Source organism: Stenotrophomonas sp. YJH_SMC_4, from assembly GCF_059371575.1.
Genome location: NZ_JCAFUR010000003.1, coordinates 330,782 through 349,035, shown reverse-complemented (window position 1 = coordinate 349,035; position 18,254 = coordinate 330,782). Strand labels below are relative to the sequence as shown.

Sequence of the window (18,254 nt, the reverse complement as noted above, 5' to 3'; positions counted from 1 at the left end):
CGGGTCAGCGCCCGGCCAGTGCGTCGAGCAGCGTGCGTGCGGCCAGCTTGCCCAGCGCGTTACCGGCCAGCGGGCTGTCGCCGGTCAGCAGCAGGCGATCCTGCAGCACGCTGCCATCGATGCCGTCATTGACGATCTGCACGCCCTGCTGCGCCAGGCGCTCGCCGAAGAACCACGGCAGCTGCCCGGGCATGTAGCCGATCTCCGGCGTCTGCCGGTCCATCGCATCGGGGAAGGCACAGATGCGGTAGCCGCGGAACAGCGAACCACCATCGGCCTCGTCAACGCCTGCGGCCAGCAATGCGGCCGGGCCGTGGCAAAGGGTGATGATGTGACGTTGCTCGGCCATCGCCCAGTGCAGGGCTGCCTTTACCGCGCGACTCTGCGGCAGTCCGATAAGGGCGCCATGGCCACCGGGAATGAACACGGCGGCATAATCCGATGCGGCATCGAGGCCTGCCACCACCTCATCCAACGGCAGCGGCTGGCGGAAGCGCGACTCGTAACGTTCGTACAGTCCACCGATCTCCGTGTCCTCACGCGGGAACGCCCACCACTCGAACTTGGCGGCGTTGCCGGACAGCGTGGCCACATCGATGTCGAAGCCGGCCTTGTCCAGGTGGTACATCGGCAGCAGGGTTTCCACCGGATGGTTGCCGGTGGAGAACAGGTGGCCATTGGCAGTGGGCAGATAGCGTTCGTCCGCAGCGATCATCAGCACCTTCCAGCGGCCATCGCGGCGCGCGTCGGGATAGTCGGCACCGGACAGGTTGCTCTTGGGCGATGTGAACTGTGACAGCGAGTACGGCGACGGGAAGAAGGCGTCGCGCTCGGCCGGGTCGGGGCTGGGCTGGCGGCTGGGCTCTTGCGTGTTCATGCGGACCTCCGGTGGGGTGGTGGGATCCAGCATAGAAGGGCTGATGCGTACGTGCGATGAGGGTTTTCCCTCAGCCGCGCGCAGCTACTTCACCGTGGCCGAATGCTGCTGCATGTCTTCATGCAGGATCCGCCGCAGTTCGACGATGGCCGGCGTGGCTTCCTGCACGCTGTGCCCGGATACGATCACCTTCTCCGAATCCGCGTGCGGCAGGTGCGAGCTCCAGTAGGGCACCAGCCCGTCGTCGGTCTTTTCCAGCGGACCATCGGCCTTGGCGCGCGCGATGATCGAGTGGTAGTGCACCTTCGGCGACATCGGCAGGTCGGCCACCGCGCGGACGAAGGGATCGTCCTTGTCCAGATTCTGGATGCTGTTCATCTGGTAACCGTGCTTGCCATCATTGCGGTAGATCTGGCCGTCGTTGGCGATGGTGGCGACGTCTTCCAGCACGGTCAGCGGCAATCGCACCAGGCGACCGATCCAGCGGCCCAGGCGGGTGCCCGCCACGTCGGTGCCGCGGTGTGGCGTGGCGATGAATACCACGCGCGATACTTCCGGTTCCGGCAGGAAAGTCAGCACCGGTGCGCCCTTGGTACGCAGCAGTTCACGCTGTGCCGGCGTCATCTGCGCAGTCTCCAGCAGGGTGTCGACCAGATGATCGCCGGAAGAGGAGATCATCAGCCGCGCGATCACGCCACCCATGCTGTGCCCGACCAGCACCATGTCATGCGAAGCCTGCGCCTTGCCGCTGGGGTCGAAATGCTTGAGCACTTCGGACAGTGTATGACGCATCGCATCGTGGCTCATCGCGATGGGCATGTTGGTCGGGTAGTAGAACTGCCAGACCTGGAAGTCCTGGCGGATCTCGTCGTCGCGCATCAGTTCGTTGGCGACGTTCACCCAGGCTTCCGGGCTGCTGGCCAGGCCATGGATCATCAGCAGCACGCGGCGGTTCGGATCGTAGGGCTGCATCATGTACAGGTGCGGCGTGTCGATGCCGCCCTTGCCACCGAACAGCGAGCGCAGCGACTGGTGGCTGAAGTTGGAACGGGCCAGCCACAACGCATAGCCGGCGGTGAAGTTCGCGGCCAGCGGAACCTGTTGGCCATGCAGGGTGACTTCCGTGACCTGGTAGGGATCGTGGATCTCCAGCTCAGGCTCGTCGTCGTGCAGCACTTCCCACAGGTTCTTTCCCGAGAAGCGCAGCAGCACCGTCATCGAAGGGGAGGGCATCTCGCTCCAGCTCTGCGCGGCCGAGGTGCTTGCCTGCGCGGCGGGCGTCGCTGCCGAAGGCGCGGTGGCCGTGCTGCCAGCCGGATCGTTCATCACCGCCACCAGCTCGGCACCGAAGCCATCGCGGCGATGCACGCTGCGCAGCGTGCCAGTGAACGACAGCGAGGCCGCCGGTACCAGTTCGGTAGGGGTACGCGTATCCAGCGGTGATGCTTCGCCTGAAGGGGCCAGCACGAAGGTCCAGCGGCCCAGCTGGAAGTGGCTGGCCTGGCCGTGCACGCGGCCCGTGGCATAGGCGTCGTACAGCTGTACCGAGGCTTCCTGCACGGCCAGGTTGTAATAGTCGCGCACCTGGGTCTGGCGATCTTCGAAGCCGCGCTGGTTGGCGGTGCGCTCGGTGAAGAAAAGATACGCATAGGCTTGGCGCGCGACCTGCATCCACGCATCCAGGCGCGGTTGGAAATCGGCATCCAGCTCGGTGATCGCGCTCTTGGCGCGGCCGGATGCCGAGTACTCACGCTTCGGCGCCGGCAGGGTCATCGCATACTGCAGCCACAACTCGGCCAGGCTGGAGCGTTTGTCTTCCTCGCGCACCACGATGCTGCTTTCCATCGCCTCGATGCAGGGCAGGCCCGGTTTGGCGCATACGCCTTCATCGAGGCCGGCCACCCGCAAGGTCTCCGTGGTCGCCGCGCTGAGCTTGCCGGAAGTGAGGATGTCACCGCGCTTGAGCGCGATGTACTGGCCGGGCGTGACCGAGGCCACCTGCACCGACGGCCCGAACTGGCGCAACGTGGCGCAGCCGCCCAGGGTGAGCAGCACAGTGATGATGAGGGTCGTGCGGCCGATGAAGCCCAAGCCCGTGGTTGCCATACGATCCTCCTGCGCGGTGGCGCCACTCTAGCGGTCGGCCTGTCAAAGCGGAAGATACCGGGCGGTCGGTTTGGGGCGCTCAGGCGCTGCTATCCAAGCGATTCAGCCGGTTCCGTGTGACACTGGGGTGAATGGAGTTATGCAGGGACTGCGATGACGTGGCTTGAGACCCGGATCCCGCCGCCGCTGGTGATGCTGCTGTGCGCGGGGATCGGCTGGCTTGGGAGCCGACTGTGGCCGGAGGCGGTCTTGCCACTGCCGATGCGGGCGCTGATGTCAGGCGGGGTGATGGCGATCGGTGTGGCGCTGAACCTGCTGCCGAAGCTTGCGTTCCAGCGGGCGCGCACCACGGTCAATCCGCTGCGCCCTTCGGCATCAAGCGCGCTGGTCACGCGCGGCATGTACCGTTACACGCGCAATCCGATGTATCTGGGCCAGGCAACGATCCTCACTGGCGCAATGTTGTACCTGCAGAACACGATCGCGTTGCTGGCTGTGCCGTTGTTCGTGCTCTACATCACCTGGTTGCAGATCATGCCGGAAGAGCGGGCGTTGCTGGCCCGCTTCCCCGACGTGTATCCGATGTTCCGCCAACGTGTGCGGCGTTGGCTGTAGCGGGCTTCACCCGTTATCGAGAAATCTGGCACTTGACGGCAGCGGAATAGCCTTCGTAGTCATCGCCTGCGATCACGTGCAGGGTGTGGCGCTTGTCGATGGTCTTCACGTATGAAGGTTCCTGCGTGTTGGCGTGTTCGTTGACCGTGTTCACTGACCACGCTTTGGCCAGATGCGTGGCGTCAACGCCGTTCAAGTAGACGAAGAGGCTCTTCTCGCCCTCGGCCACGTTCACATCGGCACTGGTGACGGTGCCGCCGAACAGGGCGACCGGCTTGTCCTCCGGCTCGAAGGTGCCACCCGGTTTCCTGGCCAGGCCAGCGGCCTGGAGTGCATCGATGGCGTCGGCCTCGCTGAAGTCCGAGCCGGCCTTGCAGGCCAGCAGGGCTTCCAGCGTGGCGGTGCCGGGGGGCGCGATGGCCGGTGCCGCGGCGTGCGTGGCTGGGGGTGCGGCGAGGGTGACGAGGAACAGGGTGAGAGCGACGGGAGCTTTCATGGCAGATCCTTTAATGTGTCGCGGGATAGCCGGTGGCGGGGCGAACAGATCCCGGCCACCGGCCACATTCGGCGTGATGGGTCAGTCGAACCAGACCAGCGGCATGTCGGCATTGAGCGACATGTGGCGGAAATCTCCTAGCACCTGGGCCACGGCCTGCACGGTGTGGCAGCCCGTTCCCAGCGCGGACGATCCCGCGCTCAGGTAGCTGGCGGAGATGGTACGGGTGCTGACCGAGTCCGGTCTGGAGCCCAACTGCTGGGTGCCGAGGCTGCCCACCTGCTGGCCATCGATCTTCAGGAACAGGAACACGCTTCCGCCACCGTCGTTCGGGTCACCCTGCACGCGGGACTTTGTCGAGAAAAGCACCACGCCGTTGTGCCCCTGCGGAATGCAGACCTGGCCCTCGCCAATGACCACCTGCGAGCCCGCTGACGGACAGCCCGGCGCGAAGCCATTGGTCCCGACGCAGACATAGGCGAAGCGGCGGTAGGGGCCTGCGGCGGCGTAGTTGAATCCAGGATTCAACCCCTTTCCGACCACGCCAAAGCCGTTGGACAGCGTCACCAGTCGGGAGTTGGCGCCGAACTTGTACTTTACGTTGTTGGTGTTGGCGTCCTGCGGCTGGTAGTACGGCGATTCGGACGCGACGAAGCTGACAGTGCTGTAAGCCGGCGGATTGACGAACAGGCCTTGCGAATAGAAGGGAGCCTGCGTTTCTGCGCCACTGAAGATGTCATTGATCGACCAGGTCATCGATTCGATGCCGGGCTCCTGCTCGTTCAGGAAAATTCCCATCATGCCATCGCCGTAGTTGCCCCATGCGAACGCGCGGCCGGAAGCCATGGCCACGATGGGGCCACCGGGATTGCCGGCCTGGGCAGTCATCAGCAGCTTGCGATCCTTGGCCTGCAACGCCATTCCTTCAGGGCTGCCGACGGTATTGAAGTCCAGCTGCGCGGTGTCACTCGGAAGGCTGCTGTTGGTTACCGAGCCTGCAGATGTGATGAGCACGGAAAGGTTGCTGGCGGAGCCGAAATTGACGGCCGAACCGATGGCCTGTCCGGCCAGGTTGACCGTATGGTGTCCGGCGGGCAGGTACTTGGCACCGATGACATTGAAGGAGTGCTGTTGGGCCGATGTCGACTGCCGCCAGTCGATGTAGCTGTCGTTGGAGACCACCTCACCGTTGATGGTGATGTAGGCGTTGGCGGCAGAGCGGCCGCCAGGGAAGTACCGTCCATCCGACTGCACATATACCCATCCAGGGGCGTTCAGATCGATGGTGCTCGAAAGCAGGGTTGCCGTGCCGGGTTGTACGCGCTGGTCAGCGGCCAGCTGCAGATAGCGGGAGCCTGGCGTGGCAGCGGAAGCCTGCCCCAGTGCCAACGCCACGGCCAAGCCCACAAACAGTGTGATGCGCTTCATCTGATGTCCTTTCAGGTTTCGGGTCACGTCGTGTGACGCAGGGACTCTACTGGATCCGGATCTCAGCTTCTGTGACTGGCTCCCGATGCGGGTGGCATCGGGGAATGTCGGGACAGCAGAGGAAGCGCCATCCTCGGAAAACAAAAAAGCCGGAACTCCATTGACGGGAGATCCGGCTTCTTGCGGCCTCGACAGGCCATACAGATGGTGGAGGTGGGCCCTACCGCAATGTGAACGTAAGTTGTTGATGGCGCGGGTGGTTGGTGCTGGTGTCCGAACTCGATACCCCCAGCAATACCCCCACTCTATGCAGCCTTGGCGGGTTCAATTCCATCTCGCTCGGCGACACGGGCGGCCTGCCAGGCGTCTACCTCAGCCTCGATCCAGCCTACTGCGTTACCGCCCAGTGGCACAGGCGCCGGGAAGGTGCCAGCGCTGATCCGGTCGTAGATCGTGGTCTTGCCCAGGCCCGTGCGGCGCTTGACCTCTGGCATCTTGATGAAAACGAGCGGCTCGGTAGCCACGGTGTCCTCCTTCAGACCGACACCAGCGCCGCGCGCTGGGTCTTGGGTTTGCGCTCGGCCAGGCCGAGTTGGAACTGCAGGACGTTGTCGGCCGCCGCAGCCGCCGCTGCCGGCCGCGCGCTGCGCGGCGGGCGGTTCAAGCGGCGCCATGCCGCAATGGCTGCGTCGGGGGCGGCATGCTTGCTGGTCGACCTGCAGGCGCACTCGACCAGGTGGCCACCGCCGGCGGAGGCGCAGCGCTTGTCGTGGATGTGGCGCGCGCGGTGGCCGGCGGCGCAGTTCGGCAACCCTTCCGGGTGGCTGATATGTTCCTGGGTCATGGCTTGTTGCACTCCTCGATGTGGGATTCGAGCTGTTCAATCAGGAAGGTGGCTTCGGTAGCCCTGCGGCGGCGTTCGTGCGCGCTGACCGGAGCCGGGCCGGCGTCCCGGATCCACTTCAGTGGTTCGAGGAACCAGCTCGGTTCGACGGGTAGGCGCTTGCGCGGGTCGACTTTCCGGACCAGGGGCTCACAATCCGGGCCGGCCCAATCCTCGCTGTCGCCGCAGCGGACGCACACGCGTCCACTGAACTGGTGCAGCTTCTCCGGCTGGATCACGCGTGGGGTTTCGAACAGGGCGCGGACAACGAGCCCACGCTGGTGGGCGCCGTAGACGTGCCCTGCGTCGGCCTGCATCCAGCAGCCTGGCGCGAAGTCGCCCTTGAGCCTGTACTCCCAGCGCACAGGCTGCGCGGTGTAGAGCGCGGTCATCAACGTATCGGCCCAGGCGCGCACCTGGTCGGCGGCAACGGGACCGCCGGCGGGGTCGATGCGACGCATGGCAGAGACAACCGCGGCGACAGGCGACGATGCCTTGGTGGCCTCGACAGCCGTGGCCGGGGAAATGGGCAGTGGTGCGGTCATGCGAACAGGTCCAGTTGGGCAGCCTGCGCCGGAGCGCGCAGCTGTGCAGGCGGCGATGCGGGGGTAGCGGCGCGGAGGCGCGCGCGCTGTGCAGCGTTGAAGGCGAACCAGAAGCCGAGGCCGTGTCGGCGTGCCCGGCATTCGGTCAGCAGTACGCGCGCTGTGTGCTTGGCCTGTGCAGCGGTGAGCAGCTGGTCAGTCATTGAACGACGCGCTCCACGCCGGCGAGGTCTTGTATGCTGAGGAATGGGTTGGTTGTGACAGGGCAATTAAGTGGTCGAGCGAGCGCGATGGCACGAGTACTGGAACTTCAAGATCAGGGGAAGAGACGTGACGGTCCGTGTAGCTACCGATGGCCCCGGCAGGGGCGAGGTGACTGCTATCCACGTGATCTATGGACCCAGTCAGACCGGCTTGGCCATTCCGGTGACTTCGCAGAAGGACGCCATGGAGAAAGCCGAAGCTCTGCTTAGCGATCTGATGGGCTCGAGCTGGTACTGACATAGCGCTCGCCGGCGCCGCAATCTTGTTGGCATCGCTCATGCCTGCATGTCCTTGCTGTTGGTGGAGCGCGCGCCGCGCGCCCTGGCTTCAAGTTGTTCGGCAACGCCGAGGTAGTAGGCGTGCCGTTCCAGACGGATAGATTCGGGGAACTGGAAGTGCCTCAGCGACTCTTCCGCCTGAACACGCCACGCGGCGGGCTCGCGCGCTGGGTCGTCATCGAAAATGTCCATCTGGACCGGCTTGGCCATGGGTCAGTGCTTGTCGACGGTGCGGTGGCGGCTGTATCCGACGCCTTCGATGGGGATGCCGCACCAGGTCATGCCGTCCAGAGCAACGGGCTCGGGCTTGGCGTCGCGCCAGCGCTCCTTCGCCCCGGCTTTGCGGCGCTCCTGCCACTCGGCTTTTGCCTGATCGCGATGGGGCTTCTGCATGCGAGCCCGTACCCTTCGCTGGCAGTGCATCAGGTCCTGGGCCTGCAGAACGATGCGTGCGGGCTTGTGCCCCTTGGCCACGGTGTATCCCTCGACGTAGCTGGCGACCTGTTCGCGGATCAGTTCGATCCTCGGGCGCTCGCCGTTGTCCAGCTTGGGGAACTCGGGTTCGGTGTGGAAATCGACAACGACAGAAGTGGTCATGGCAGATCTCGATGTGGAATGGGTTGCCGGCTGTTGGAACCCGGCCGGCGCGGGTTCCCTGCGCTACATGGGGAGAGCGCAGGGCAGGGGATCAGTGGGCGTGGCGTCGGCGCCGACCGTGGCCACGGCGTTGGTATCGGCCCCGGTGGCCAGGTCGCGGTTGATACGGGTTGGCGGGGTGATGGGCGGGATGCCGACGGCCATGGCGGCGAAGAAGTCCGGTTGGGTCGAGGCTTCCCTAGGGATGCCCCACTTGGCCTTGTATGCAGCGATGAAGTCGGCTGGGAACTCCGACCGCCAGCCACAGCGGCAGCGGAACTGCGCGCCGTCCCAGGTGGTTCGTGGAAGGCCTGCCGTACAAATCAGCGCTTCGCCGCAGTAGGGCGTGTAGCCCTCTCGTTCCAGAAGGTTCTTCCTCACCGTGGTGGTGGCCAGAGCGTTCATGCAGCACCGCCTTGGGCGCTTGCACCCTCGACGGAGGCAATGAACGCCTGCAGCTTCTTCTGGCTCGCAGCGGGCAGTGAAATGTAGGTGCGGCCTGCAACAACGCAGGGGTCCTCGTCGTCCTCGGTAAAGGTCGGTGCCGCATCTGTTGCCGCGAACATCACCATGGCCTTTCTGCCTTGAGTGCGTCGCCAGGCTGAAATTTGCCAGCCGCCTTCATCCTTCATGACGCGCAGGCGCATGCCGAAGGCTGGAACTTCGATGATGGCGAAGCTCGGCGCGGTGGGTGCGTTCATGCAGCACCTGCCTGCGCGCGCGCTGCGCGGCGAGCGGCGGCAACAGCACCTGCAGCGCTCTTGCCCTGCCGAAGGACGGCATTGGCGGCGAAGCTGGCGGCGACGACGACCTGGTAGGGGAGGAGGCCCCAGCGACGCCCGGCGCGGGCGACGATGCCTGCGGCTGCAGCGGCGCGCTGAGCGTTGGAGTGGTGGGCGAGGGCGGCGCTCATGCGGCTTCGCCCTGGAGCGCAGCGCGGAGCTGCTTGGCTGCAGCCTGCAGCTGGTGAGCGAGCTGTTCGGCTTCGCTGGCATCCATCTGGACGCTTACGTTTCCGAATTGGGCCTTCACCCGGCCCAGCGGGAGCAGTGCGAAGGCGGCTGGGGTGAGGTCCTTGAAGACGCCAAGAGCGAGCGTGGCCATGCGTGATCTCCTGCGCCCGGCCCCGGGATGGGGTGGTGTTGGGCGACTGGGTTAGATTAGGAGTGGCTAATCATCCAGTCAATAGGAGTGGCTAATATTTTTCTGAACGGAGTTCCTAATGCAAAGACTCTGTGGGCCGGATGAGCGACCACCCCTGCAAGTGATACGGCTGAGCCAGGCTGGGACACTGCGCTGGTTCGCAATGGAAGTGGAATGGCTACGTCGCAGCTTGCCCTGTGGGGGCTGGCGCAAATGGAGTTGGTGTGAAGGAATTTTAGCCAGTCTCATGATTTCTATGAGACTACCCACAGAACTGTCCACACTGGATTTCCGTCCATCGGAAAGTCTTGACAGTTGAAGTTGATGAAGGGTGATGGAGATTGTGAAACAGGGGGTTTCACACCTACTATTCGCGCATGTGAATAGGTGGGCCCGGTGTGGGCCTGCCTTTTTTTACCAGGGGATTCACGGAAGAATGACAACTAACGTTCTTGACAAGCGAAATTCGCGTGTTGCAAGCGACTCACGCTGGTCTATTCAGAAGGGCGATGAGCTCTTCTACGTCGATGACACCAGCTTCGAGAAGATTGTTGATCGCGGCCAGATCGTGATGATTTGTGCAGGGAACGCTCATCTAATCCGCGTTTGGCGTGATTGGTTCTCCAACGCACTCACTCTTCCGTATCCGCCAACCTTGGTCCAGCTCGGCAACGGAAAGTTCGACACGATTCATCTGACTATCGTGGTCAAGGAAGGGTTTCAGACGTTCTTCACCCGTGGTGAGTACGCTAACCATGGCGACGATGCACGCTTCGCAGGAAGTGGCCGCAATCACGCCAACAACTGCTACTCGCAGCACGGCTGCAGCGATCGATGCATTGCGACAGCCTCGATGTTCGACCCGTGTACCGGCGGTCGCGTCAACTACGTGAACTTCCGCGACGGTGCAACGAACCTCAACTACGTCGACATGTCTGTCGACGAGCTCTATCAGAAACTCAAGACGGATGGGAATGTGATGAACATCAGGACGAAAAGTCAGACCAAGCTCTCAGACTTGCCGGCCGATTACCTCGACAACGCCACTGCGTCCGGCGCATTTGCTCTGTCAGCTCCAACAGGTGTGCCTGCTCAGGAGTGGACTGAGCAAGAACACGACGAGCTCACCAAAGCGATTCAGCGGATCCATCAGCTAGAAGCAGCTGCGAACGACTAGGTCGAACGCTCTAGGCGCTTTAAGCCATAGGAAACAGAAAGGCCCTGCAGATGCAGGGCCTTTCTGTTTGTAGGGCCATCTAGAACTTCCGCAGACCCGCATGGATCAGTGCCTTGCCCAAGATGCTCACGTCGCCAGGATCTGGCCGGTACGGGGGGAAGTCGGTGTTGACGCTCACCACGTACAGGCCGTCGCCGCGCTTCTGCAGCATCTTGATCTGCGTCTCGCCACCGATGTTGATGAGGTAGTAGTCATCACCATCGAAGTAGTCGCAGCTGGTGTCGATCCAGACAATGTCGCCGTCTTCGAGCTTGGGTTTCATCGACGGCCCGCGGCCGGTGATGATCTGGATCCTGCCTGGCTTGGGTAGGTAACCGAGCTTCCTGCGGACTTCCCATTCTGCGACCTCGATGGTCTTCACCACCTCTGGGTAGTCCTGGTTGACCATCCCTGCGCCCATTCCCGCACCCCCTTCGAACAAGTCGAAGCGAACATAGCCGGGTGGCGTCTCAATCTCCGCGACATATGAGACGGGCTGCTCTTGCACCCCGCTATACATCGATCCTTTGCCAGTGGCCAGCCAGGCTTCGCTGACCCCCAACGCCTTGGCAGCGGCCAACAAGTTTTCACCTCGTAGGAACTTGGCCTTTCCACTGAACCAGCCATTGACGCTGGGAGCGGAAATGCCAACCCGGCGGGCGAGCTCGGCCTTGGTGATCTGCGCGTGCTCGATTGCGAGCGTCAGGCGTTCGGCAAGAGTAGTCATTAGGAAAGGCTAACTGCAATCGAATTAGGACTGGCTATTGACTGGATCATTAGCGAGTCCTAATCTTGACGAATGGACAACCTTACTGCTTCCGAGATCATCGACCGCTTGGGTGGCACCACCGAGGTGGCCCGCATCTGCAGGATCAAGCCGCCGTCTGTCAGTGAGTGGCGTGCCAACGGTATCCCGCCAGCGCGCCGGCAGTTCCTCGAATTGTTGCGACCTGAAGCCTTCGCGGGATCCCGCGTCGCGGCTGTACGCCATTTGGTCGACAGCCAAATGAGCAAGCGCGCGCTGCGCACCAAGCTCGGCATGGCCAGCGACAAGCACCTGGCCACCTTGCTGCAGCTTCCTGCGGAAGAGGTGGAGGCTTGGCCGGAGGAGGGCGTTCTGCCCGCACTGCCGCAGATCCAGCGCCTGCTCGGTACTGAGCCACAGGCCGCCGCCGAGCCCGCGAACGAGGATCCCGACGCCGACCGCATTGGGCCCGTCGACACCGCCTGAAAGACCGTCCCTGGCCGTCGTCCCTGACTTGTTGATCTCCATGGCGCCCATCGTGCGCCACCCGGGCCCAGCCCGAAACCTTGAAACACAGCCTTCTCCAAGGTGACCCATGACCTGCCGTACATCCGCACTCAACTGGCTCGACGTTCTCTACAACTCCGTGCGCAAGACGCCCGGTGGTGTCGTGGATGCAGCCGCCTTCTTGGCCGACCGCCGCGGCAAGTCCATGCACCCGGAGACGCTGCGCGCGAAGTTGCGCGGGCTGGAGGGCGAATCGGTGACGATGGAGATCGCCGAACTGCTGACCGAATGGATGCAGGAGAAGGCGGGCGGCAACGACTACGCCCTGGACTGGATGCAGGCGCTGGCGGGCCAGTTCGGCATGGCCGTCGCCACGGTTCCGCCGCCGCCGGAGGGTGGTTGGTCGGACGAGATCGGGGCCATCCAGACCAAGCTGCTGGAGATCACCACACGAGTAGGGCGCTTGTCTGGCACCGCCGTGGACGCGATGGCCGATCGCCATATCGACAGCGACGAAGCGAAGCTGATGGTGGAAGAGGCCAACTCGCTCATCACGATGGCACACCGGCTGATCCGTAACGTGTCGCGCGCTGCAGCGAAGGGGAGGGCACGCCAATGAACCACCCGGCCCGCTCCACTGATCCGCAGTCCAGTCACATTGCCGCCGCCGCGCTCGCTGAAAGCGGTTCCCTTCGTGTCCAGCATGCCAAGACCGAGGCTGCGGTGATCCGCCATCCTGGCCAGAGCAGCCTGCACCTGTCGACGCTGACTGGCCATGATCGCCACATGTTGGGTCGCCGACTGCCTGAGCTGGCCCGCGAGGGACGCATTTGGCGCGGCCCAACCGCGCCGTGCGCAACCACCGGCAAGCCCGCATGCACCTGGTGGCCGGTTGCGCCGGGCGAGAACCTGACGCTGGGGCTCTGACATGTCGACCATCATCATGTCGCAGTGCTGGCCGCTGCAGGGACTGAGCGTCACGCAGAAGGCTGTGCTGATCTCGCTGGCTGATCAGGCCAACGACGATGGCGTGTGCTGGCCAGCCGTCGGCACCATCGCCGCGCGCTGCTGCATGTCGGCGCGCGCTGTGCGGACGGCAATGGATCATCTGGAGGCTGTGGGCCTGCTGAGCCGCGACCGCCGGTTCAACAGCAGCACGGTCTACAAGGTGACCCCGGCCAACTTCGACAGGGCAGCTGCGCCGTCGAAGGCTGGCCGCAAGGCTGGAAAGGCAGGTGCTGCACCGGGCGCAGCGGCTGCGCCCCATGCAGGGGGTGCGCCCGCTGCAGGAGGGGATGCGCCCCATGCAGGGGGGGATGCACCGGGCGCAGGTCTGGGGGTGCGCCCCGTGCCGCCTAACCGTCATATAACCCTCAATGAACCGTCAGGAGAACCGTCATTTCCGGCGGGCCTGCCGGCCGCGCCGCCGGCGGTGGATTCGGAAACCGAGTTGCAGGCGGCGTGCCGAGCAACTTGGACGGCCTACGCCACCGCCTACCGCGAGCGCCACAGCGTCGCGCCGGTTCGCAACGCGAAGGTCAACGCAAACGTCCGGCAGATCGTGCAGCGGCTCGGCCACAGCGAAGCGCCGCTGGTCGCCGCGTGGTTCCTGACGGTCAACGAGCGCTACGTGGTGCAGAACATGCACGACCTGGGCGCGCTGCTGGCGAAGTGCGAGGCATACCGCACGCAGTGGGCCACTGGTCGGCAGGTCACTGAAGAGGCCGCGCGGCAGACCGACAAGACGCAGACCAACCTGGGCGCCGCCGACGCGGCCAAGGCTCTGCTGGCACAGCGGAGGGCGGCACATGCTGGGTAATCAGGAGCAGGATCGGCTGGTCGATCTGCTGGTGGCCACCGCCGAGGTGATTGGCGACCAGCTCAGCCCGAACGCCGCAGCCTACATGGTTTCGGATCTGGCGCAGTACCCGCTGCCGATGCTGGAGCGCGCGCTGGCGTCGTGCCGCCGGGAGCTGAAGGCGCGGCTTTCGTTGGCGGCGATCCTCGAACGCATCGAGGACGGCCACCCGGCACCGAATGAGGCATGGGCCAACGCGATCCGTGCCGCCGACGAAGGTGCGACCGTGGTGTGGACTGAGCAGACCCGCGATGCGTGGGCGGCGGCGCTGCCGCTAGTGCAGGCGGGCGACAAGATAGCGGCCCGGCCGGCATTCCTGGAGGTTTACACCCGGCTGGTGAAGGAAGCGCGCGCTGCACACCGCACCGCCGCCTACCAGCTGTCCCTGGGAGCCGATGTGTCGGGAAGGGATAGCGTGCTGCAGCAGGCCATCGCCGCTGGCCAGCTGACGCACGAGCGGGTGGCGGAACACCTTGCACTGCCTCCGGCAACGCCCGCCTTCAACCCGGTGGCGCTGTTGGCTGGCACCGTTGAGGCCTCGCCGACCGCCAATGCCCGAACCCGTCAGCGCCTGGCAGAAATCGCGGAGCTGCTGGGAGACAAGGCCGCATGAGCCCCGATCACTTCAATGTCGAGGTGCGCCCGGTGAGCGAGCCGGTGGCCGAGGCGGGTTGGTATCTGGCCTATGGCTACGGGATCAAGCCGCTGGTGGTCTACGCGACGCGCGGGATGACTGTCTGGCGCGACGGCATGCGGCGGATCCCGATCACCCGCTACGCCGGCCCGATCCCGGAGTTTCGCTGATGTGGTCGAAGGCACCGCCGCCAACGAAGGAAGAAGCGGCCCGGATCGAGCTGGCCAAGACGGGTCCGTGCATGGCCTGCCTGGCGCTGCAGATGCAGGACCTGCTGGATCCGGAACTGGTGGTCTACGGCTGCGACTACAACCACGCCAAGAGCGGGAACGTGCGGCGCGGCCACATGGAGGGCTACGGCCTCTGCAAGTGGCACCACATGCGGCATCCGATGGAGGGGAACACCTTCGCGACGATGCGCCAGATCTACGGCCCGAGCCTGATGGATGGCTCGCGGACCTTCCACGAGACGTATGGCTCCGATGACGAGCTGATTGCCAATCAGACCTACGTGAACGAATTGAGGGCATGACCATGATGGACAGGAGCAAGACCAATGCAGGCAGAGTGCGCGCGCTGTTCGAGCGCCGGCCATCCGCAGCGCTGATGGCCCGCGAGATCTACCGGGGCGTGGGGGCATCGACGCCCACCGACCGCGACCGAATCCGCAGCGCGCTGCGAGACCTTACCGAGGCCAGCTACCTGGTGAAGGATGGCGTTGGCCAACGGGCGGTGTTCCGGCTGTCGGGTATCGGCATGCCCCGTGCGTTCGTTGTGACGGACGAGCAGCGCGAGCGCTGCCGTCTCGACAAGGCACACAAGCAAGCGCTGCGCCGGGCCGCGAGGCGAGGTGGGGCGGCAGGCCCGCGCACGGCGGACAAGATGACCATCAACCGGGCGCGGGTGGAGCGACTGTCCGGCCTGGCGCCGGCGAAGGCGTGGGGCAAGGAAAAGGACGGACAGCGGCCGGCTGAGACGGTGGAGCAGTTCGAGGCACGCGGCGGGCAGGTGCAGCGCCTGACGGCCAGCTGGGAGCGCGCAGCATGACGGTCCTCGACCTGAAGCCATGCCCGTTCTGTGGTGGCTCGGCCAGCGTTGGAGCCTTCTCGCAGGAGCACTTTATCTACGGTGACGTTCCTTGGCGGAGGATCCATTGCCAGTGCATTTCCGCGTTGGAACAACTTGCTGAGGAATGTGAGGCAGACATTGTTGCGGCATGGAATCAACGCGCCCAGGTCGGAGAGAAATGGCTGCCCATCGCGGACGCGCCACAGGACGGGACGCGGCTGATGCTGTGGGACTCGGTGAGCAAGCGGCCGGTGTTCGGGAGCTGGCGGGGTGACAACCCCAAGATCACGCACTTTGCGGCCGAGCCGGCCGGCCCGGAGGTGCCTTCTTGACGGGCCAGAACCGGACAGAGAAAGAGGCCCTCAAAAGGCCCGCACTGAATGACCACGATGCGCGATCGCGCGCTGCACGAGCAAACCACCAGGGGGAAGGCGCATGCAAATGAATAATGCCCGTGAACTGCTGTCCAGCCGGACTGGCCCAAAAACAATGAGCTTTGACGGGTCTGCCGGTGGCCCGTCCACCCAGGAGATCGTCGCAGCGTTGGCATACGTTCCTCACGGTTTGGGGCATGAGCTGCTGCAGGCACTGTGGTGGCCCGAGAGCGGCCAGCGTCGACGTGAGCAGTTGCGCCAGGCCGTCGTTGGCTTGGTCGCGCCGGAGTTCACCCGCCAGATGCACGATCTTGCCGATGCCCGCACGGAGTTCGGGATCGCCAAGGCCAGCATGGGCTGGGGCGGGGGCGCGGTTACGGATGTGCAGCGACGTGAACTGCGGCGTGCCGAGCAGGCGCTGGAAGATGCACGAGCGGCGGCGTGGCCGAACAACACGATGGAGCAACTTGGGGTGCTGGCCGGGGCGGTGATCGAAGAGATGGCCGGGGCGTGCGACTGTTCCCGCTGTGGTGGAAAGAAGGTTCTTCTGGACCCTTCGATTGCGGGGATAGTGAACTGCGACAGCTGCGGTGGGAGTGGCTTCGATCCGCTCAGCGGCCGAAAGCGTGCGGCCGCCATCGGTGCCGACTGGTCCGCCTACAGCCGGTTCTGGCGACCGGTCTATGAGTGGATGCTCTTCAACTTCCGTGCATCAGAGGCGCGCGCTGCCAGGCAGTTCAGCAAGGCACTCACGCAGGCCGCATAGCGATGACTTCCTAGGTCATCGAAAGGGGCGGCATTCTTGCCACCATCCAATCGCAAGCCCCGGCCCAGCCGGGGCTTTTTCTTTGCCCGCGATCCCATACCGGATCAACTCTCACGACCAACCGGCAACGGGGCGGGCGCCAATCAACCGGGAGGGGCATATGCCGAACCGGACGAGCTACGGGGCCACCATGAAGGACGAAATCATTGGCACTGCCGCTGGTGCTGTAGCGAAGGCTGCTCCACCGGTGACAGTAGCTGGCGCGGTCGCCGCAGGAGCGAACCTCGACCGCGTGGTGGTAGTTCTGACGATCATCTACCTGGTGGGCCAGATCAGCTATCTGGGCTGGCGCTGGGTGCGCGAGTGGCGGCAGAGGGCGCGAGCATGAAGGCCAAGATCATCGGCAGCAGCGCTGCCGCCGTCATTGCTTTGGCTGCGGCCGCGCTGGTAAAGCCTTGGGAGGGCTACTCGCCGACTCCCTATGTCGACATGGTCGGCGTCGCCACCTACTGCTATGGGGACACCAGCCGCCCGGAGAAGGCGGTCTATACCGAGCAGGAGTGCGCCGAGAAGTTGAACAGCAGGCTGGGGCAGTATCTGACTGGCATTCAGGCCTGCATCCGCATCCCTCTACGGCCGCACGAAGCTGCGGCGGTGCTGAGCTGGACCTACAACGTGGGTGTCGGCGCGGCCTGCCGCTCGACGCTGGTCGGGCGGATCAACGCTGGCCAGCCCGCCGCGAGTTGGTGCCCGGAGCTGGACCGCTGGGTCTACGCCGGCGGCAAGCGCGTGCAGGGCCTGGTGAACCGTCGAGCTGCCGAGCGGGCCATGTGCGAGGGCAGGTCGTGAACCGCGTCGCCATCGCGATCGCCGTTTTTGCCCTTTGGTCCGGTGCCATGTTCGGAGCTGGCTGGGGTTGGCGTGGCGATCGCGCAGAGAGTGCTGAAGCCCGGCAGCTGGCCAGCACCAGCTCCGCCCAAGTGCAGCAGATCAACCAGACCCGTGCCATCGAGCACGTCCAGGCCGAGACACTGGCCACCATCGGAGCGAAGCATGAAGAAGACCGCGCTGCGGCCGAGGCCGTCCCTGCTGCTGTTGTGGCTGACCTGCGCGCTGGTCGTCTCCAGTTGCGCGACGACCTCGCCACCTGCAATACCGCTCGCCTGTCCGAAGCCGTCGCCGGCGCCGTCGAACGTGACCAGGCGGCCCAACTACGAGCAGAGGTCGCGGGCGCTCTTGTTCAGATCGGACGAGACGCCGACGACCATGTCCGGGCCTGCCAGGCCGTGATCGCAGCTGACCGTCAGCCGGTGACGCCATGAACCGCCGGCTGCTGGCGCTGGGCCGGTTGAAGACTGGCGAGATGAACAAGACCGAGGCTGCATATGCCGAGCGGCTGCGCACGCAGCAGTCTGCCGGTGAGGTCCAGTGGTATCGGTTCGAGGGCCTGAAGCTGCGTCTGGCCGACAACACGTTCTACACCCCGGACTTTTCCGTCCTGGCTACCGATGGAGTCATGGAGTGCCATGAGGTGAAGGGGCACTGGCAGGACGATGCACGGGCCAAGATCAAGATCGCAGCGGCCATGTACCCGTTCCGCTTCATTGCGGTGAAGGTCAGGCCCAAGCGCGACGGCGGTGGCTGGGAAGTGGAGGAATTCTGATGTACGCGACAGTGACTGCGTCTGTCCGCCTGCGCTGGTGGCTGCGGTGGTATCTGGCTGCCGTGGTGTGGTTTGCCCGGGCCACGGGCATGGAACCGGACTGGGAGCGGGTTGAGTGGTGGATACGCCGCGGCCTGGTGCTGCGAACGACG

The 18,254-nt window shown here is 64.7% G+C and carries 31 protein-coding genes; 16 read left to right on the top strand and 15 right to left on the bottom strand.

Annotation, left to right across the window (positions count from 1 at the left end):
* Positions 1 to 4: 4 nt before the first annotated feature.
* A complete protein-coding gene (gene hchA / locus AC5P9F_RS07805) occupies positions 5 to 877 on the bottom strand; it encodes a glyoxalase III HchA (protein ID WP_059034103.1) in 873 nt (290 codons plus the stop codon).
* 84 nt (positions 878 to 961) lie between these two features.
* Entirely contained in the window at positions 962 to 2,983 is a 2,022-nt protein-coding gene (locus AC5P9F_RS07800) for an esterase/lipase family protein (protein WP_099497831.1), read from the bottom strand.
* A 153-nt stretch (positions 2,984 to 3,136) separates the two neighbouring features.
* Between AC5P9F_RS07800 and AC5P9F_RS07795 the strand changes: the two genes are divergently transcribed.
* On the top strand, positions 3,137 to 3,598 hold the full coding sequence (locus tag AC5P9F_RS07795; protein ID WP_043035469.1) for a methyltransferase family protein: 462 nt from the start codon (positions 3,137 to 3,139) through the stop codon (positions 3,596 to 3,598).
* A 13-nt stretch (positions 3,599 to 3,611) separates the two neighbouring features.
* On the opposite strand, the gene AC5P9F_RS07790 is transcribed toward AC5P9F_RS07795, so the two are convergent.
* The 12 genes from AC5P9F_RS07790 to AC5P9F_RS07735 form a co-directional block, all read right to left on the bottom strand.
* Positions 3,612 to 4,094, bottom strand: coding sequence for a hypothetical protein (locus AC5P9F_RS07790; RefSeq protein WP_033833022.1), 483 nt, complete (start codon positions 4,092 to 4,094; stop codon positions 3,612 to 3,614).
* Positions 4,095 to 4,175: 81 nt separating this feature from the next.
* A complete protein-coding gene (locus AC5P9F_RS07785; RefSeq protein WP_133050682.1) occupies positions 4,176 to 5,666 on the bottom strand; it encodes a hypothetical protein in 1,491 nt (496 codons plus the stop codon).
* 161 nt (positions 5,667 to 5,827) lie between these two features.
* Positions 5,828 to 6,046 (bottom strand): helix-turn-helix transcriptional regulator, encoded by a 219-nt coding sequence (locus tag AC5P9F_RS07780; protein WP_065183319.1) that lies wholly within the window; start codon positions 6,044 to 6,046, stop codon positions 5,828 to 5,830.
* Between the two features lie 11 nt (positions 6,047 to 6,057).
* On the bottom strand, positions 6,058 to 6,366 hold the full coding sequence (locus tag AC5P9F_RS07775; protein WP_495231933.1) for a hypothetical protein: 309 nt from the start codon (positions 6,364 to 6,366) through the stop codon (positions 6,058 to 6,060).
* A complete protein-coding gene (locus tag AC5P9F_RS07770; RefSeq protein ID WP_212560772.1) occupies positions 6,363 to 6,950 on the bottom strand; it encodes a hypothetical protein in 588 nt (195 codons plus the stop codon). Before AC5P9F_RS07770 ends, AC5P9F_RS07775 begins: the two co-directional genes overlap by 4 nt.
* Complete coding sequence (locus AC5P9F_RS07765) at positions 6,947 to 7,153, bottom strand: hypothetical protein (protein ID WP_182680969.1); 207 nt, start codon at positions 7,151 to 7,153, stop codon at positions 6,947 to 6,949. The genes AC5P9F_RS07770 and AC5P9F_RS07765 overlap by 4 nt, the downstream gene beginning before the upstream one ends.
* 336 nt (positions 7,154 to 7,489) lie before the next feature.
* Positions 7,490 to 7,702, bottom strand: a complete 213-nt coding sequence (locus AC5P9F_RS07760; protein WP_495231932.1) for a hypothetical protein — start codon at positions 7,700 to 7,702, stop codon at positions 7,490 to 7,492.
* A 3-nt stretch (positions 7,703 to 7,705) separates the two neighbouring features.
* The gene (locus AC5P9F_RS07755) at positions 7,706 to 8,089 is read right to left on the bottom strand and encodes a hypothetical protein (protein ID WP_495231931.1); all 384 of its coding nucleotides are present in this window, start codon (positions 8,087 to 8,089) and stop codon (positions 7,706 to 7,708) included.
* A gap of 63 nt (positions 8,090 to 8,152) precedes the next feature.
* Entirely contained in the window at positions 8,153 to 8,533 is a 381-nt protein-coding gene (locus AC5P9F_RS07750; protein WP_495231930.1) for a hypothetical protein, read from the bottom strand.
* A complete protein-coding gene (locus AC5P9F_RS07745) occupies positions 8,530 to 8,829 on the bottom strand; it encodes a hypothetical protein (RefSeq protein ID WP_495231929.1) in 300 nt (99 codons plus the stop codon). The genes AC5P9F_RS07750 and AC5P9F_RS07745 overlap by 4 nt, the downstream gene beginning before the upstream one ends.
* On the bottom strand, positions 8,826 to 9,041 hold the full coding sequence (locus tag AC5P9F_RS07740) for a hypothetical protein (RefSeq protein WP_495231928.1): 216 nt from the start codon (positions 9,039 to 9,041) through the stop codon (positions 8,826 to 8,828). The genes AC5P9F_RS07745 and AC5P9F_RS07740 overlap by 4 nt, the downstream gene beginning before the upstream one ends.
* Positions 9,038 to 9,232 carry a hypothetical protein gene (locus AC5P9F_RS07735; RefSeq protein ID WP_495231927.1) on the bottom strand — a complete coding sequence of 65 codons (195 nt, stop codon included), beginning with the start codon at positions 9,230 to 9,232 and terminating at the stop codon, positions 9,038 to 9,040. The genes AC5P9F_RS07740 and AC5P9F_RS07735 overlap by 4 nt, the downstream gene beginning before the upstream one ends.
* Positions 9,233 to 9,707: 475 nt before the next feature.
* Between AC5P9F_RS07735 and AC5P9F_RS07730 the strand changes: the two genes are divergently transcribed.
* On the top strand, positions 9,708 to 10,448 hold the full coding sequence (locus AC5P9F_RS07730) for a hypothetical protein (RefSeq protein ID WP_099553138.1): 741 nt from the start codon (positions 9,708 to 9,710) through the stop codon (positions 10,446 to 10,448).
* Between the two features lie 79 nt (positions 10,449 to 10,527).
* Here the strand turns inward: AC5P9F_RS07730 and AC5P9F_RS07725 are convergent, their stop codons facing one another.
* Positions 10,528 to 11,214, bottom strand: a complete 687-nt coding sequence (locus tag AC5P9F_RS07725; RefSeq protein WP_495231926.1) for a LexA family transcriptional regulator — start codon at positions 11,212 to 11,214, stop codon at positions 10,528 to 10,530.
* 72 nt (positions 11,215 to 11,286) lie between these two features.
* Between AC5P9F_RS07725 and AC5P9F_RS07720 the strand changes: the two genes are divergently transcribed.
* The 14 genes from AC5P9F_RS07720 (at position 11,287) to AC5P9F_RS07655 (ending at position 18,102) form a co-directional block, all read left to right on the top strand.
* Positions 11,287 to 11,718, top strand: a complete 432-nt coding sequence (locus tag AC5P9F_RS07720) for a hypothetical protein (RefSeq protein WP_495231925.1) — start codon at positions 11,287 to 11,289, stop codon at positions 11,716 to 11,718.
* 109 nt (positions 11,719 to 11,827) lie between these two features.
* Positions 11,828 to 12,358, top strand: coding sequence for a phage regulatory CII family protein (locus tag AC5P9F_RS07715; protein WP_495231924.1), 531 nt, complete (start codon positions 11,828 to 11,830; stop codon positions 12,356 to 12,358).
* Positions 12,355 to 12,666 (top strand): winged helix-turn-helix domain-containing protein, encoded by a 312-nt coding sequence (locus AC5P9F_RS07710; RefSeq protein WP_495231923.1) that lies wholly within the window; start codon positions 12,355 to 12,357, stop codon positions 12,664 to 12,666. The genes AC5P9F_RS07715 and AC5P9F_RS07710 overlap by 4 nt, the downstream gene beginning before the upstream one ends.
* Before the next feature lies 1 nt (position 12,667).
* On the top strand, positions 12,668 to 13,558 hold the full coding sequence (locus AC5P9F_RS07705) for a helix-turn-helix domain-containing protein (protein WP_495231922.1): 891 nt from the start codon (positions 12,668 to 12,670) through the stop codon (positions 13,556 to 13,558).
* Complete coding sequence (locus AC5P9F_RS07700; RefSeq protein WP_495231921.1) at positions 13,548 to 14,210, top strand: hypothetical protein; 663 nt, start codon at positions 13,548 to 13,550, stop codon at positions 14,208 to 14,210. The genes AC5P9F_RS07705 and AC5P9F_RS07700 overlap by 11 nt, the downstream gene beginning before the upstream one ends.
* On the top strand, positions 14,207 to 14,401 hold the full coding sequence (locus AC5P9F_RS07695) for a hypothetical protein (RefSeq protein WP_138969650.1): 195 nt from the start codon (positions 14,207 to 14,209) through the stop codon (positions 14,399 to 14,401). The genes AC5P9F_RS07700 and AC5P9F_RS07695 overlap by 4 nt, the downstream gene beginning before the upstream one ends.
* Positions 14,401 to 14,763, top strand: a complete 363-nt coding sequence (locus tag AC5P9F_RS07690; RefSeq protein WP_495231920.1) for a Ref family recombination enhancement nuclease — start codon at positions 14,401 to 14,403, stop codon at positions 14,761 to 14,763. The genes AC5P9F_RS07695 and AC5P9F_RS07690 overlap by 1 nt, the downstream gene beginning before the upstream one ends.
* The gene (locus tag AC5P9F_RS07685) at positions 14,760 to 15,278 is read left to right on the top strand and encodes a hypothetical protein (protein WP_495231919.1); all 519 of its coding nucleotides are present in this window, start codon (positions 14,760 to 14,762) and stop codon (positions 15,276 to 15,278) included. Before AC5P9F_RS07690 ends, AC5P9F_RS07685 begins: the two co-directional genes overlap by 4 nt.
* Complete coding sequence (locus AC5P9F_RS07680; protein ID WP_495231918.1) at positions 15,275 to 15,631, top strand: Lar family restriction alleviation protein; 357 nt, start codon at positions 15,275 to 15,277, stop codon at positions 15,629 to 15,631. Before AC5P9F_RS07685 ends, AC5P9F_RS07680 begins: the two co-directional genes overlap by 4 nt.
* 109 nt (positions 15,632 to 15,740) lie before the next feature.
* Positions 15,741 to 16,439: a hypothetical protein gene (locus tag AC5P9F_RS07675; RefSeq protein WP_495231917.1), complete on the top strand. Its 699-nt coding sequence runs from the start codon at positions 15,741 to 15,743 to the stop codon at positions 16,437 to 16,439.
* Positions 16,440 to 16,629: 190 nt separating this feature from the next.
* Positions 16,630 to 16,827 carry a hypothetical protein gene (locus AC5P9F_RS07670; protein WP_032954460.1) on the top strand — a complete coding sequence of 66 codons (198 nt, stop codon included), beginning with the start codon at positions 16,630 to 16,632 and terminating at the stop codon, positions 16,825 to 16,827.
* Entirely contained in the window at positions 16,824 to 17,288 is a 465-nt protein-coding gene (locus AC5P9F_RS07665) for a lysozyme (RefSeq protein WP_414486324.1), read from the top strand. Before AC5P9F_RS07670 ends, AC5P9F_RS07665 begins: the two co-directional genes overlap by 4 nt.
* Positions 17,285 to 17,761 (top strand): lysis system i-spanin subunit Rz, encoded by a 477-nt coding sequence (locus AC5P9F_RS07660; RefSeq protein WP_495231916.1) that lies wholly within the window; start codon positions 17,285 to 17,287, stop codon positions 17,759 to 17,761. The genes AC5P9F_RS07665 and AC5P9F_RS07660 overlap by 4 nt, the downstream gene beginning before the upstream one ends.
* Positions 17,758 to 18,102, top strand: a complete 345-nt coding sequence (locus tag AC5P9F_RS07655; protein ID WP_495231915.1) for a DUF1064 domain-containing protein — start codon at positions 17,758 to 17,760, stop codon at positions 18,100 to 18,102. Before AC5P9F_RS07660 ends, AC5P9F_RS07655 begins: the two co-directional genes overlap by 4 nt.
* Positions 18,103 to 18,254: the final 152 nt, after the last annotated feature.

Bases quoted from the DNA above. Each gene is read 5' to 3' on its own strand.
- hchA (WP_059034103.1), bottom strand. From the start codon at position 877: ATGAACACGCAAGAGCCCAGCCGCCAGCCCAGCCCCGACCCGGCCGAG.
- AC5P9F_RS07800 (WP_099497831.1), bottom strand. From the start codon at position 2,983: ATGGCAACCACGGGCTTGGGCTTCATCGGCCGCACGACCCTCATCATC.
- AC5P9F_RS07795 (WP_043035469.1), top strand. From the start codon at position 3,137: ATGACGTGGCTTGAGACCCGGATCCCGCCGCCGCTGGTGATGCTGCTG.
- AC5P9F_RS07790 (WP_033833022.1), bottom strand. From the start codon at position 4,094: ATGAAAGCTCCCGTCGCTCTCACCCTGTTCCTCGTCACCCTCGCCGCA.
- AC5P9F_RS07775 (WP_495231933.1), bottom strand. From the start codon at position 6,366: ATGACCCAGGAACATATCAGCCACCCGGAAGGGTTGCCGAACTGCGCC.
- AC5P9F_RS07770 (WP_212560772.1), bottom strand. From the start codon at position 6,950: ATGACCGCACCACTGCCCATTTCCCCGGCCACGGCTGTCGAGGCCACC.
- AC5P9F_RS07765 (WP_182680969.1), bottom strand. From the start codon at position 7,153: ATGACTGACCAGCTGCTCACCGCTGCACAGGCCAAGCACACAGCGCGC.
- AC5P9F_RS07760 (WP_495231932.1), bottom strand. From the start codon at position 7,702: ATGGCCAAGCCGGTCCAGATGGACATTTTCGATGACGACCCAGCGCGC.
- AC5P9F_RS07755 (WP_495231931.1), bottom strand. From the start codon at position 8,089: ATGACCACTTCTGTCGTTGTCGATTTCCACACCGAACCCGAGTTCCCC.
- AC5P9F_RS07750 (WP_495231930.1), bottom strand. From the start codon at position 8,533: ATGAACGCTCTGGCCACCACCACGGTGAGGAAGAACCTTCTGGAACGA.
- AC5P9F_RS07745 (WP_495231929.1), bottom strand. From the start codon at position 8,829: ATGAACGCACCCACCGCGCCGAGCTTCGCCATCATCGAAGTTCCAGCC.
- AC5P9F_RS07740 (WP_495231928.1), bottom strand. From the start codon at position 9,041: ATGAGCGCCGCCCTCGCCCACCACTCCAACGCTCAGCGCGCCGCTGCA.
- AC5P9F_RS07735 (WP_495231927.1), bottom strand. From the start codon at position 9,232: ATGGCCACGCTCGCTCTTGGCGTCTTCAAGGACCTCACCCCAGCCGCC.
- AC5P9F_RS07730 (WP_099553138.1), top strand. From the start codon at position 9,708: ATGACAACTAACGTTCTTGACAAGCGAAATTCGCGTGTTGCAAGCGAC.
- AC5P9F_RS07725 (WP_495231926.1), bottom strand. From the start codon at position 11,214: ATGACTACTCTTGCCGAACGCCTGACGCTCGCAATCGAGCACGCGCAG.
- AC5P9F_RS07720 (WP_495231925.1), top strand. From the start codon at position 11,287: ATGGACAACCTTACTGCTTCCGAGATCATCGACCGCTTGGGTGGCACC.
- AC5P9F_RS07715 (WP_495231924.1), top strand. From the start codon at position 11,828: ATGACCTGCCGTACATCCGCACTCAACTGGCTCGACGTTCTCTACAAC.
- AC5P9F_RS07710 (WP_495231923.1), top strand. From the start codon at position 12,355: ATGAACCACCCGGCCCGCTCCACTGATCCGCAGTCCAGTCACATTGCC.
- AC5P9F_RS07705 (WP_495231922.1), top strand. From the start codon at position 12,668: ATGTCGACCATCATCATGTCGCAGTGCTGGCCGCTGCAGGGACTGAGC.
- AC5P9F_RS07700 (WP_495231921.1), top strand. From the start codon at position 13,548: ATGCTGGGTAATCAGGAGCAGGATCGGCTGGTCGATCTGCTGGTGGCC.
- AC5P9F_RS07695 (WP_138969650.1), top strand. From the start codon at position 14,207: ATGAGCCCCGATCACTTCAATGTCGAGGTGCGCCCGGTGAGCGAGCCG.
- AC5P9F_RS07690 (WP_495231920.1), top strand. From the start codon at position 14,401: ATGTGGTCGAAGGCACCGCCGCCAACGAAGGAAGAAGCGGCCCGGATC.
- AC5P9F_RS07685 (WP_495231919.1), top strand. From the start codon at position 14,760: ATGACCATGATGGACAGGAGCAAGACCAATGCAGGCAGAGTGCGCGCG.
- AC5P9F_RS07680 (WP_495231918.1), top strand. From the start codon at position 15,275: ATGACGGTCCTCGACCTGAAGCCATGCCCGTTCTGTGGTGGCTCGGCC.
- AC5P9F_RS07675 (WP_495231917.1), top strand. From the start codon at position 15,741: ATGAATAATGCCCGTGAACTGCTGTCCAGCCGGACTGGCCCAAAAACA.
- AC5P9F_RS07670 (WP_032954460.1), top strand. From the start codon at position 16,630: ATGAAGGACGAAATCATTGGCACTGCCGCTGGTGCTGTAGCGAAGGCT.
- AC5P9F_RS07665 (WP_414486324.1), top strand. From the start codon at position 16,824: ATGAAGGCCAAGATCATCGGCAGCAGCGCTGCCGCCGTCATTGCTTTG.
- AC5P9F_RS07655 (WP_495231915.1), top strand. From the start codon at position 17,758: ATGAACCGCCGGCTGCTGGCGCTGGGCCGGTTGAAGACTGGCGAGATG.